This is a genomic window from Holzapfeliella saturejae, from assembly GCF_037546065.1.
In the GTDB taxonomy this organism is placed as follows: Bacteria; Bacillota; Bacilli; order Lactobacillales; family Lactobacillaceae; genus Holzapfeliella; species Holzapfeliella saturejae.
In genome coordinates this window covers 108857-122456 of record NZ_JAWMWG010000001.1, presented here as the reverse complement: position 1 = coordinate 122456, position 13600 = coordinate 108857, and the positions used below count along the sequence as shown (strand labels likewise).

Genomic DNA, 13600 nt, shown 5'->3' with positions numbered 1-13600 from the left:
CGATGAACAAACGCTATGTTGATATTGTTTTAAATACCTGCTTAATGGCGGGGAAAATCATGATTCAAAGTGGGTCAGAAATGTATCGTGTTGAAGATACCATTAATCATATTGCTAAAAATGCAGGATTGAAAGATCCAGTGGTTTTTTCAACGCCAACAGGCTTGTTTGTCGGGGTTAATCACCATCCGATTGTGCAGCTAACGCAAGTTTATGTTCGCACTATCAACTTAGAAAAAGTTCATCGTGTGAATCGATTATCACGTGAATTTGGGGCAAGAAAAATTACGCTTAATGAATTGCACAAAGGGTTGCATGATATTCATGAAAATACACCATCGTTTTCACACTACCTCAAAGTACTATCAACTGCTTTATTAAGTGCAGTATTGATGGTGCTTGCTGTAGGACAATTTAATTTATCAGAATTTTGTTTAGTACCTTTTGCAGGAATGCTCGCTTATCTAACAAATGACCTAGTCAATCGGTATACTAATATTAAATTCTTATCGCAAGTGGTAGCTTCGATGATTGTGGCACTTTTTGCCGTCATTATGGTGCGGCTATCACTTGCTCAAAATATGGATGCGATGATTGTAGGTGGCATTTTGCCACTGGTTCCAGGACTTGCGATTATGAACTCGTTGCGAGATTTATTTGCAGGACACTTGTTAACGGGTGTTGCTCGAGGCATGGAAGCCTTGATTACAGCTGCTGCAATTGGTGGTGGTGTGGCAACAGTCTTACGATTTTTTGGAGGAATTGGCACACTTTCAACTTCGCTTTATCTCACCATGCCTCAACAAGTTTTGATTAATATTGTGTTTAGTTTTTTAGGGACAGTCGGGTTTGCGATAGTGGTCGATGTACCGGCTAAAGCCTTACCTTATTGTGGCTTTTCAGGAATGTTAGGATGGATGGTTTACTGGATTGGCTCAAATTCAGGATCAGGTCACCTAATGGCTTACTTGCTAGGAGCATTTGCAGTGGGTATTTTAAGTATTGTTTTTGCAAGAACTAAAAAGATGCCCGTTATCATTTTTAATATTCCAGCAATTGTGCCATTAGTTCCAGGAGTAACCGCTTATCAAGCAGTTAGACAGATTGTTACGGGCGGCATTGATGAAGCGATGCGATTAAGTTTTACTGTGTTGATGATTACAGGAGCGATAGCAGTTGGATTTATGCTATCTCAAGTTTGTGGTCAATTAACTTCCCACATTCAACATAATTATTATGAAAAAAAATATCGACTATAATAAAAAAGCTGACGGAGTTATCGTCAGCTTTTTTGTATGTGAATTATTCAAAAACCATTTGGTTATGGTAAAGTTCTGCATAAAATCCATTTTCTTTTAGAAGTTCTTCATGTGAACCAAGTTCAATGATTTCACCATTTCTAAGAACAGAAATTTTATGAGCATTCAAAATTGTTTTCAAACGGTGGGCGATAACAAAGCTGGTACGACCTTCAATCACATTGTCCATAGCAGCTTGAATTTTCGCTTCGGTAACCGTATCCACATTTGATGTTGCTTCATCCAAAATTAAAATCTTAGGATTTGTAATAATGGTTCTCGCAATAGAAATCAATTGTTTTTGACCGGCAGAGAAGATGGCATTATCATCACTGATTTCAGTTTCATAACCATTTTCAAGACCTTCAATAAAGTCATGGATATTGGCTTGTTTTGCAGCATCAACCACTTCTTCGTGCGTAGCATCAGGTTTACCAAATTTGATATTTTCAGCAATTGTTCCAGAGAATAGTTGAGGATCTTGCAACACAATTCCCACATTTTTTCTTAGATTATCGAGATCCATTTCACGGATATCGACACCATCAATGGTAATAGCACCTGAATCAACGTCGTAAAAACGGTTCATCAAGTTCATAACAGTTGTTTTACCTGAACCAGTAGGTCCTACTAAAGCAACCATTTCACCACGTTTGGCTTCAATTGTAATCCCATGTAAAACTTCAGTTCCTTTAACGTAACTAAAGTGAATATCATCAATTTTAACGTTATCTTTAACACCATCAAAAGTTTTACCGTTTTGTGGACGAACTTCATCAGGTTGTTCTAAAACTTCATTGATACGACGTGCACCCGTTACAGCAAGTTGAATCATGTTGTAAAGTGAAGTCATCGTAATAATTGGTTGATAATATTGAGAAGCGTAACTCACGAAAACGACAACTAAACCTAATCCATCTGCAACTGACATACTACCACTTAAAACTAACCAAGAACCAACAAAGGTTACAAGTGCCGTATTAAGTAGAGCAAACCCATTCATCAAGGGGTTTAGCACACTTGACCAAAACTGTCCTTTAAATGACTTAGGTCTTACTTCGTTATCATTGTAGTTGGTAAATTTAGCAATAGAATCTTTTTGAAGACCATTTGTAATAATGACTTTTTGACCAGCGATTTGTTCATTAACATAACCATTTAGTTGACCAATCTCATCTTGTTGTTCATTGACGTGTTTTTGAGCTTTCAAAATCACAACCGCACCTAAGATAATGGCAATCGGTGTTGAAGCGATTGTCACCCAAGCTAAAGTGGCATCTTTGGTAAACATAATCCAAATCATACCGATAAATAAAGCTAATGAAGAAAAGATTTCAAACAAAGCTTGGTTCATGGCATTGAAAATATTATCTAGGTCAGAAGTATAAAGTGATAACATGTCACCATCTGAATGAGAATCAAAATAATTGATTCTCATTTTTTGCATTTTACCAAAAAGACCTGTTCTCATGTTACCTGCACCACGACCTGAAACTTGTGAAATCAGTAGTGTGCTGGCAAACATTGAAATAGCATAACCGACATAAAATAACACCATCATCAGTAATGCACCGTGAAAGGCACCTAAACTAGCATTACCACGAGTTGCTGGGTTCATCCATTCTTGTAGGTAATTCGTTAAGTTTGTAATGGCTTGTCCCATATAAATAGGAGCATTAACTTGTAAGTAGGTGGCCACAATAGTTAGTAAGATAACCACTAGCATAATCCATTTAAACGGACTAAGATAATGGCCGTAAAATTTTGCCGCACCCTTTAAATCTTTCATAAAAGTATTTCCTCCTCACTATTTGTCTTTTGCAATTTGTGTGTTATAGATTTCTTGATAGTAGTGGTTGTTTTGAACCAGTTCTTCGTGGGTACCCACACCCACAATTTGTCCATGATCAAGAACTAAGATTTTATCTGCATTGATAATTGATGAAATTTTTTCTGAAATAATAAAAGTAGTTGTGCCTTTTAGATCACGATCTAAAGCTTCTTGTACTTTCTTTTCAGATTGGGCATCTAAAGCACTGGTTGAATCATCAAGAATTAAAATTTCAGGATGAGAGATAACACCACGTGTAATGGATAAACGTTGTTTTTGTCCACCAGAGAAGTTGGCACTACGTTCTTCAACTTTTGCATCATACTTGCCGTCTAATTTTTCAATAAATTCAGCAGCTTGTGCAATATTTGCAGCCCATTTCATATCTTCAAGTGTGGCATTTTCATTTCCTTGACGTAAGTTTTCAGCAATTGTTCCTGAAAATAGTGTTGAACGTTGTAAAACAAATGAAATGGCATTTTGAAGAGATTTTTGGTTAACATCTTTGATATTTTTACCACCAACTTTAACTGTTCCTTCTTGTGGATCATAAAGACGAGGGATTAGTTGAGCTAGAGTTGATTTACCTGAACCCGTTGCACCGACGATTCCGACTTGTTCACCCGGTTTAGCTGTGAAGCTAACATCTTTAATGGTAGGTTCATCATCTCCAGGATAAGTGAAGGAAACGTGATCAAATTCTACAGCACCATCAAGTTTTTCAGGGGCAACATCTGGGAATTGTAGTCCAGGTTTTGTTTCAAAAATTTCTTGCAGACGTTTTAAAGAAACAAACGCACGAGAAGAAGTCGTCATCATTAGCCCAGCTGTAATAATAGCGAATAAGATTTGCATTAAGTATTGCGTGAAAGCATTAATTGAAGCAAGTAAAGCTGGGTTAGTGTTGATAATATCACCAATTAGGAAAATTGAAGCCGCAACAGCTAAGTTCCCAATTAAGAAGAATGAAGGAATTAAAATTGAAAATAAATTCCCAATGACAATAGTCAAACCAGTCATATCATCAGAAGATTTACTAAATTTTTTGAATTGGCTATCTTCTTGAACAAATGACTTAACCACACGCATCCCCATTAAGTTTTCACGGGCAAGACGGTTATTATTTTCAATATAAGATTGAATACGAGCAAAGTATTTACCCATTTTAGTAAAGGCAAATGCACAAACTAAAACGATTGCAATCATCATCACAATAATCATCCACCAAAGTTGCGGTAGTGTCATAACAGCCAAAATAAAAGCACCAATAAACAAAATTGGCACACGCATAATTTGTTGTAAGAAGTTCATGACAATTAGTTGCACTTGGTTAATATCGTTTGTCATTCGAACGACCAAGTTAGCGGATGAAAGTTCTTCAATATTTGAAAGTGAAAAACTTTGAATCTTACGATAAGTTGCTTCACGCATATCAGCAGCCACGCCTTGTGCAACTTTGGCTGCAAAATAGGTATTAAAGACACCAGCGATAATACCAATAACCGCTAGTGCAATTAGTTGTGTTCCCAAGTTAACGACGTTAGAACGGTCGCTTGAGATAATGGCACTAATCATATCTTGAAGCAAGTGGGGTTGCCAAAGCGTTGCAAAAGCAACAATGATAACACCAAGACTTGCAAAGAAGATATCTTTGTTATACCGTTTTAAAAAAGGTATTAAAGTCTTCATAAAATATTTCCTCCTAAATATTGTTTTTTGGGTTAAATAGTCATATAGAAGACTTTACCACTTATTTAAAATTGCGTGCAAGTAATTTGTTGTAAGAAATTTAGGAGGTTTTTTGAATGCATCATATTGATTTTAAATTAGCAGAAAAAAGCGATTTACCCGAAGTGATTAGAATTTATAATCAAGGAGTTTTAACACAAAAAGCCGCTCCAGATGTTGAGGTTGTTACAGTCGATGAAAAGAAAGATTGGTTTAATCAACATTTAGGTACCAATCATCCATTATGGGTAATTAGAAATCAAAACCAAGAAGTCATGGGTTGGGTGAGTTTATCTAAAATGTATGACAGACTAGTCTACGACATCAGTGTGGAAATCAGTATTTATATTGATGAAGCTTTTCAAGGCCAAGGTCTAGCCACAAAGGCGATTACATTTTGTGAGAAAAAAGCTCAGGAATTGGGTTATCAAAATATTGTGGCATTAATTTTTTCACATAATGAAGCTAGTAAGCATTTATTTGAAAAAAATAACTATCAACACTATGGTAACTATCCAGATATTGCCAAGATTAAAGATAAAATTGTCAGTGTGGATATTTATGGTAAGAAAATTTGAAAAGCAAATCAAAATAGCTTATAATTAAGCTATGCGATGAGTCGAAAAAGTACAGCGATGTACAATTTCAAGCAAGAAGACACCTAGTGTTTAATCACAGCACAGGAAGTGCGGCGTTGAAAAGTAGATGTGAACTGCTTTTCACACTTTACTTGAGTAGAGTGCTTCATTTTAATCACCTAACGTTTTTAACGTTAGGTGATTTTTTTTAGCTTTTAAAAAAGGAGAATCAACATGACAACTTATCAAAAAAATAGCATGATGGGATTATTTTTAACGAGCTTATTAATTGCCTTAGTGACAGAAACCTTTTTGAATAATGCTTTATTTGCAGTTATGCAGACGTTTAGTGTGTCATCTTCGGTGGTGCATTGGTTGAGCTCGCTTTATATTTTGGTTTTAGGTTTGATGATTCCAACTTCTGCTTTTGTGTTTTATAATTTTTCAACTAAGTGGATTTATACTTCTATGATGGGGTTATTTGCGTTCGGTTCACTTATTTGCTTAATTTCACCTAACTTTTATGTCTTACTTTTTGGGCGTGCACTTCAAGCCATTGTTGCAGGGGTATTAGTGCCATTGGTTCAAAACGTCGTTTTAGCCATTTATGACAAAAACCGCCGACCTTTTATTTTTGGGTTAGTTGGAATGGTTGTCGCAATCGGTCCAGCTATTGGTCCAGTTCTTTCTGGATTTATTTTGCACTATACCTCATTTAGAAGTTTATTTTTAATCGTCTTATTACTCAGTCTTGTCTTATTAGGGCTGGGGATAAGGTTTGTTTTTGATATTAGTCCTCATCAAAAACGCCCACTAGACTTTTGGTCACTTTGCTATTCGACTGTTGGGTTTGGGTTATTGTTATTGTCATTTTCGCTAATGGGCGAGCATCAACAAGTCGATTTGCTAACACTAGGGATGCTTGTGATTGGCATTATTGCGTTGATTATTTTTTGCAGACGTCAATTTAAGATTAGTCATTATTTAATGAATCTAGCGGTTTTAAAAAATCGCACTTTTACCGCATCAATGACCCTAGCTTCTATTTGTAATTTTTCACTGCTTGGTGTGGAGTTAGTGATTCCATTATATTTACAACAAACACACAATTTAGATGCGTTAACAACCGGATTAGTGTTACTACCAGGATCATTATTGCTAGGTGTGATTAGTCCATTTTCTGGCAAGTTGTATCAAAAATTTGGATATCAAAAACTCGCTATTGTCGGATTTTCGATTTTAATTTTAGCAACTTTACCTTATTTAATGATTGAATCATTATCTTTAGTAGCGATTACGATTTTTTATATGATTCGAATTGGGGGTCTGGGCTTGGTATTGATTCCATCTTTACCTCATGCCATGGCAAAGCTACCTCAAAGTGAAACAGTCGATGGTAATGCGGTTTTTTCAACGATTAGAGAAATTGCAGCCGCACTAGGAATGACAGTTTTAATGACTCTACTAGCATTGAGTCACTTTTTGTCTTTTGTCGTTGCGATTGTAATTGCAGCAGTAGGTTTACTAATCGCTTTATTTTTTGTTAAATAATTCGGATATTTAAGTAAAAAACGGGCAAAACGGTCGTTTTTTTGGTAAAATAGAGAAGTATTCAAGAATATTTGGAATAAAATCCGAACATTTTATGAAAAGAGTTAAAAATTTTGGAGGCCAAGACATGAGTCAATTTAGACGTGTTTTTGTGATTGTGCTTGATTCAGTTGGAATTGGACAAGCACTTGATGCCCAAAAATATGATGATGAAGGTGCTGATACTTTAGGTCATATTGGAAGCGGTTATCAAGGTCACTTTGAATTAAAGAATTTACAAAAATTAGGATTATCAAATATTAGACCTGAAAATCCAATCGAAAATGTACCTATTGCCCCAAGTCCACTTGCGAGCTTTGGTAAAATGCAAGAAGTTTCAGTTGGTAAAGACAGTATGGATGGTCACTTTGAAATGATGGGACTGCCTGTTACTGAGCCACTTGGCTTTTTCCCTGATGGATTTGATGATGCTTTAATCAAAAAAATTGAAGACTACAGCGGACGCAAAGTAATTGTAAATAAGCCTTATTCTGGGACTGAGGTTATTGCAGAATACGGGGAACATCAATTAAAAACAGGTGATTTAATTGTTTATACATCAGGTGATTCTGTACTGCAAATTGCAGCAAACACAGCAGTCATGCCACTTGAAGAATTACATGATCTTTGTCGTTATGTGCGTTCAATCACAATCGATGCCCCTTACCGTATTGGTCGTGTTATTGCGCGTCCTTATTTTGGTACAAATAAAGATAATTTTGAACGAACCAGTGATCGTCACGATTATGCCTTACTACCTGAAAAACCAACTGATTTAGACCGCTTAAAAGAAGCAGGCTATGAAGTGATTGCAGTCGGTAAAACGGAAGATATTTTTAGTGGGCAAGGAATTACTGAAGGATTCCATACAACAAGTAATATGGATGGTATGGACAAGGTAATTGAACTGAGTGACCGTGAATTTAGAGGCTTCTTATTTGCCAATCTAGTAGACTTTGATGCGATGTATGGTCATCGTCGAAATATTCAAGGTTACGGAGATGCTTTAATGGACTTTGACCGTCGTTTAGGTGAGCTCTTACCATTGCTTAAAGAAGATGACTTACTGATGATTACAGCAGATCATGGTAATGATCCAGGCTTTAAAGGAACGGACCACACACGTGAATTTGTCCCACTCCTTGCTTACAGTCCATCACTAATGGGTGGTCAAGACCTAGGCACACGTCAAACTTTCTCTGATTTAGGACAAACTATTTTAGATAATTTTGAGGTTAAAGGAACAGAACACGGCACAAGCTTTTTAAATCAATTAAAATAATACGGGGGGACTAAAACTTATGGCAACACCACATATTCAAGCTGAAAAAGGCGAAATCGCATCAATTGTACTTTTACCAGGAGATCCATTGCGTGCTAAATTTATCGCAGAAAACTTTTTAGAAGATGCAAAACTGTATAACAGTGTGCGTAACACATTTGGTTATACAGGAACTTACAAAGGCGTTGAAATTTCTGTTCAAGCAACAGGAATGGGAATGCCTTCAATGAGTATTTACGCAAACGAATTAATGCGTGATTACGGCGTTAAAACTTTAATTCGTGTTGGAACAACGGGTTCTATTCGTGAAGAAGTTAAAGTACGTGATATTGTGATTTCACAAGCTGCAAGTACAGACTCAAACATTATTCGTACCACTTTTGGTGATGGTATTTTCTACGCACCTATTTCAGACTTTGGATTACTACGTAAATCAGTTGAATTAGCTGAAGAAGAAGGGTTAAATTACCATGTTGGGAATACATTTGGTGAAGACCGTTTTTACAATGATGAAATGAACAAAGATAAATTACGTGAATACAACTTATTATGTCTTGAAATGGAAATCCCAGCATTGTACATGCTAGCTGCTAAATATAACTGTCGCGCATTAGGTATCTTGACAGTCAGTGATCACTTAATCACAGGTGAACAAACAAGTTCAGACGAACGCCAAGAAGGTTTTGGTAAAATGGTAGAACTTGCACTTGAAACGGCTATTCAAGCTCAATAATAAGTGATACAAAAAGACCATTAGTTGATAATGGTCTTTTTTATATGCGGTTTTATTTGAGGCACAATTGCCAAAATTTACAAACAAAATTTGCATATCTGATAGTCGTAGGGTATTGTGAATATTGCGATAAGTTGTGTTGGTGACAGGGATGCACACTTATTCATAATTCAAATAAAAGTAGGTTATTCTATTGGAAATGAACGTATTAAATTTTGTCGAACTGATAAAAGAAGGTAACTATCAAACAGATTTAACGACAATGAAACGTAGTGAGTTAAACAAAACAAAACTTAAAAAATTTATTCAAGAAACACTTACAAAGGTTGAAGATAATCTGAATTCAGGCTATATGTCACAAATTCAGTTGCATCTGGAAGGTCGCAGACCACTTACAGTTGGTGTTGAGACTGGTATTGTGAACTTACCTTTTGAAAATGTGGATAAAGTCACAAAAATCATGACTGAAGAAGAAAACCGTGAAGTGTCACTTTATTTAACGGCATCTTCAGACTTTTTAAATCGAACAGGTTTTAGAATTGATCAACTAGTAACAGCTGATGAACTACTAGCAGGTAGTAAAGAAGCAGCTGCAAAGATGGATGACTGGATTGAAGAACAAATTCAATTAGTCAAAGACTATCAAGTTGAAGAACCCAAAAAAACTGAGACTAAAAAAGAAACAAAAACGAAGAAAACAACCAAAAAGACAACTAAAAAAACAACAAAGAAGGCTAAAAAATGATTACACAAGTTTTATTGATGATGTTAGTCGGTATTTTTGCAGGAACACTAGGGTCAATTCTTGGTATTGGTGGAGGAATGATTATTACTCCGTTTTTAACCATTGCTTTAGGATTAGATATTAAATATGCCATTGGTGCCAGTGTTGTGGCCGTTATTGCGACCAGTTCAGGAGCCAGTGTTGCTTATTTGAAAGATGAATTATTGAACCTGCGTGTAGCGATGTTTTTAGAACTAGCAACAACAACAGGAGCCATTATTGGAGCGGTCTTAACAGGGTTAGTTCCTTCTAGTTTCTTATCGGTCTTATTTGGATTACTCTTGGTTTACTCAGCTTACAACATGTATCGCAAACTGCGTAATAAACAAAGAAATGTCGTCCAAAATGAAGACGATAAATGGTCTAAAAAGCTTAAACTAAATGGTCAATACTATGACCACCAAGAGCAAAAAGAAGTTTCTTATGCAGTTAAAAATGTCCCAGGTGGATTTGCAATGATGACCGGTGCCGGGTTTGCCAGCGGGTTACTTGGAATTGGTAGTGGCGCTTTTAAAGTAATTGCGATGGATACCATTATGAAAATGCCCCTTAAGCCTTCTACGGCAACCAGTAATTTGATGATGGGAGTTACAGCTGCAGCTAGTGCTACCGTTTATTTTTTTAATGGCTCAATGAAATTTGATATTGCGGCCCCACTTGCTTTAGGAATTTTGTTAGGTGCAATGATTGGGTCACGTATTATGGTTCACTTGAAGCCAAAAGTAATTAGAATGATTTTTATCCCAATTATCTTATACATGGGAATTCAAATGGCACTAAAAGGATTTGGGGTGATGTAAGATGAACGATAAACAAAAAGAAATGCAAGATGTCGAGTTAGTTATCGGAAAAATTTTACGAATAGGAGTTATTATTGCTGCTGTTGTGATGGCTTTGGGTGTGTTATTGTTACTTGTCCAAGGAAACAGTGGTTATGCAGACAATAATATGCCTGCGACTCTTTCAGAGGTATTTATGGGTTCTTTTGCATTGAAGCCCTATGCTGTGATGGCTTTAGGTATACTGCTGTTGATTTTGACACCAGTGTTGCGTGTGGTTATTTCAATATATGCCTTTTTTAAAGAATCAGATTATCTTTATATGTGGATAACAACCATTGTATTTGTAATTTTAATTATCTCAATGATTGTGGGTTACTTAGGAAAATAAAAAATGAGTGACAAATAAGAAAGATAGGTCTTTAATAATATTATGGGGAGTACGCATATATTATTAGGGGGGATTAATCTTGTCACGATTATATCGGAGTCTTAGATTCCTTATTTTATTAGCTATATTAATTTATATTATCAATTTTTTGCCAAAAACATGGGAGCAACTACAAGTTTTACCTTATCCAGGTAAATTAACATTAGTGCTGTCATTGTTTTTGGTTATTTTATTTATCGCAATAAGTTGTATTCTCATTAAATTCAAAGAGGTTGAGTTATCATCAAAAAGCTATTGGTTAGTTATTAGCATAGTTTTAGTCATCGCTTTTGTTTGGCAATTTATTTTAACTAAAGCTGTCAATTTAAATATTGAAGGTTGGGACCCTTGGACTATTTTTCAATGGGTCACAGGACATGGAGAAGTTTATCCAGACTATTTTTCTTATAATCCAAATAACATGGTCACGATGTATTTTTATCAATTTACAAAAATGACTCAAAACTTATTTGGAAGACCACTTAGTTGGTTGGCACTTTCAAGAATGAATGCAATAGTTATGATTATCGCGACATTTTTATTTGCGTATATTGTTAGACATTTTTTAAGTTCACTGGCAGCACTTTTTTCGGTTGTTTTATTTGCACTTTATTTCACTTGGTCGCCCTTATCTGTTGTACCTTATTCAGATACTTTATCGCTATTACCGGCATTATTAGCCATCTCGTTACTTTTGTTAGCGAAGCATTATCGAAGTCATCCGATTTCTTGTGCATTGTTAGTGGTTGTAGCGGGATTTATATCAGCAATTAGTTATTATACTAAGGCCTCTTCTGTTATTTTTTTGATTGCCTTTATTGGAGCGATTTTAATGACTTTGCTTCGAAAATCAAAAATAGGATTAAAGCAATGTAGTTTGCTCTTGTTATTAGTTATTGGATTTGTTGGAGGGTTTTACACAATTAAACAAGTTAATCAATCGCAAACTTTGGTGACCTTCAATCGTTCACTAGCGACGCCAATGACTCACTATTTAGCCATAGGAGCTTCTGAAAAAGGCTGGTGGAATCAACCTGACCAAGATTTCACAAGATCATTTAGTAGCTATCAAGAACGTTCACAAAAGAACATGGACAAGTATGTTCAAAGAGTAAATGATCGAGGTATTAATGGCTATATCGATTTCTTAAAGTACAAAAATGGGCTGACATTTAATGATGGGACGCTTGGTTGGTATGAAGAAGGTGGCGGAAAAGTAGTTGAAAATACGCCGTCAAAAGATAAAAGTAACCAGAATAGTTTAAGACAGTTGTTATATGGTCAGGGAGCAAAGACGCCTGTAGTAAAATATTTAGCACAAGTCTTGTGGATTATCTTGTGGTTATTGATAGTTGGTTCACTATTACGCTTGTTGAGTAAAAAAACACAGTCAAGAGCAACTGATTGGATGCTTTTAACTGTGTTAGGTGGATTTATTTTCTTATCATTGTTTGAATCAGGTCGAGGACGATATGTTATTCAATTTTTACCTTACTATTTTATCTTAGCTGGATTTTTATTTAATAATTTTAAAGAACAAACAAAAAAAGATACTCGTTGATGCGAGTATCTTTCTTATTTTTATTTATCATCTAAACCAATATTGTAATCATCATCTCTCATAGCAGAAACGTGACCTAATAGGTAACCATTTCCAACTTGTGAGAAGAAGTCATGGTTTGAAGTTCCTGTTGATAATCCATTCATTACGATTGGATTAACATCTTCATCAGTATCAGGGAAGAGTGGATTTTGACCAAGATTCATTAAGGCTTTATTAGCATTGTAACGAAGGAAGGTCATAACCTCTTCTGTCCAGCCAATTTCATCGTAAAGATCTTGAGTGTAAAGGGCTTCATTTTCATAAAGCTTGTACAGTAAGTCATACATCCAATCTTGCATTTCTTCTTGTTCTTTTTCACTTAGTTCATTAAATCCAAGTTGGAACTTGTAACCGATGTAAGTTCCGTGAACAGATTCATCACGGATAATCAATTTAATAATTTCAGCCACATTAGCTAATTTGTTGTTACCCAAGTAGTAAAGTGGTGTGTAGAATCCAGAGTAGAATAAGAAAGTTTCAAGGAAAACACTAGCAACTTTCTTTTGAAGAGGGGAGCCATCTTGATAGATATCATTAATGTATTTTGCTTTTTTCTGCAAGTATTCGTTGTGGTCTGTCCAATCAAAAATCTCTTTAATTTCTTCGTTAGTATTCAAAGTACTAAAGATTGAAGAGTAACTTTTAGCATGAACAGATTCCATAAATTGAATGTTATTTAAAACAGCTTCTTCTTTTTGAGTACGAACATTTTCTTTTAATTTAGCCATACCATCTTGAGATTGAAGTGTATCAAGTAAAGTTAGTCCACCAAAAACGTGACCAACTACTGTCTTTTCTTCAGGTTTCAGTGTACGCCAGTCGTCTAAGTCATTAGATAATGGGATACGTGTATCTAACCAAAATTGTTCAGTTAGTTTTTCCCATGTGGCTTTATCAATAGTATCTTCAATTTCATTCCAGTTTATCGCTTTATAATAATTATCTACTTGTTCCAAAATATCAT

General features: G+C 35.5%; 12 protein-coding genes. 9 read left to right on the top strand and 3 right to left on the bottom strand.

What is annotated here, in order from left to right:
• Positions 1-2 precede the first annotated feature (2 nt).
• Positions 3-1259, top strand: a complete 1257-nt coding sequence (locus tag R4Y45_RS00505; protein WP_339968199.1) for a threonine/serine exporter family protein — start codon at positions 3-5, stop codon at positions 1257-1259.
• A 43-nt stretch (positions 1260-1302) separates the two neighbouring features.
• Here the strand turns inward: R4Y45_RS00505 and R4Y45_RS00500 are convergent, their stop codons facing one another.
• Both R4Y45_RS00500 and R4Y45_RS00495 read right to left on the bottom strand, forming a co-directional pair.
• Positions 1303-3087 (bottom strand): ABC transporter ATP-binding protein, encoded by a 1785-nt coding sequence (locus R4Y45_RS00500; protein ID WP_339968197.1) that lies wholly within the window; start codon positions 3085-3087, stop codon positions 1303-1305.
• Positions 3088-3105: 18 nt separating this feature from the next.
• Positions 3106-4818, bottom strand: a complete 1713-nt coding sequence (locus R4Y45_RS00495) for an ABC transporter ATP-binding protein (protein WP_339968195.1) — start codon at positions 4816-4818, stop codon at positions 3106-3108.
• Between the two features lie 116 nt (positions 4819-4934).
• Between R4Y45_RS00495 and R4Y45_RS00490 the strand changes: the two genes are divergently transcribed.
• The 8 genes from R4Y45_RS00490 to R4Y45_RS00455 all read left to right on the top strand — a co-directional run bounded on the left by R4Y45_RS00490 (position 4935) and on the right by R4Y45_RS00455 (position 12594).
• Positions 4935-5435, top strand: a complete 501-nt coding sequence (locus R4Y45_RS00490; RefSeq protein WP_339968193.1) for a GNAT family N-acetyltransferase — start codon at positions 4935-4937, stop codon at positions 5433-5435.
• 234 nt (positions 5436-5669) lie between these two features.
• The gene (locus R4Y45_RS00485; RefSeq protein WP_339968191.1) at positions 5670-6986 is read left to right on the top strand and encodes an MFS transporter; all 1317 of its coding nucleotides are present in this window, start codon (positions 5670-5672) and stop codon (positions 6984-6986) included.
• A gap of 127 nt (positions 6987-7113) precedes the next feature.
• Positions 7114-8307: a phosphopentomutase gene (locus R4Y45_RS00480; RefSeq protein ID WP_339968189.1), complete on the top strand. Its 1194-nt coding sequence runs from the start codon at positions 7114-7116 to the stop codon at positions 8305-8307.
• 19 nt (positions 8308-8326) lie between these two features.
• Entirely contained in the window at positions 8327-9040 is a 714-nt protein-coding gene (gene deoD, locus R4Y45_RS00475; RefSeq protein WP_339968187.1) for a purine-nucleoside phosphorylase, read from the top strand.
• A 193-nt stretch (positions 9041-9233) separates the two neighbouring features.
• The gene (locus R4Y45_RS00470; protein ID WP_339968185.1) at positions 9234-9785 is read left to right on the top strand and encodes a hypothetical protein; all 552 of its coding nucleotides are present in this window, start codon (positions 9234-9236) and stop codon (positions 9783-9785) included.
• A complete protein-coding gene (locus R4Y45_RS00465) occupies positions 9782-10624 on the top strand; it encodes a sulfite exporter TauE/SafE family protein (RefSeq protein WP_339968183.1) in 843 nt (280 codons plus the stop codon). The genes R4Y45_RS00470 and R4Y45_RS00465 overlap by 4 nt, the downstream gene beginning before the upstream one ends.
• 1 nt (position 10625) lies before the next feature.
• Positions 10626-10994, top strand: a complete 369-nt coding sequence (locus R4Y45_RS00460; RefSeq protein ID WP_339968181.1) for a DUF1634 domain-containing protein — start codon at positions 10626-10628, stop codon at positions 10992-10994.
• A 148-nt stretch (positions 10995-11142) separates the two neighbouring features.
• Complete coding sequence (locus R4Y45_RS00455) at positions 11143-12594, top strand: glycosyltransferase family protein (protein WP_339968179.1); 1452 nt, start codon at positions 11143-11145, stop codon at positions 12592-12594.
• 20 nt (positions 12595-12614) lie between these two features.
• Here the strand turns inward: R4Y45_RS00455 and nrdF are convergent, their stop codons facing one another.
• Positions 12615-13592: a class 1b ribonucleoside-diphosphate reductase subunit beta gene (gene nrdF / locus R4Y45_RS00450; RefSeq protein ID WP_339968177.1), complete on the bottom strand. Its 978-nt coding sequence runs from the start codon at positions 13590-13592 to the stop codon at positions 12615-12617.
• Positions 13593-13600 lie beyond the last annotated feature (8 nt).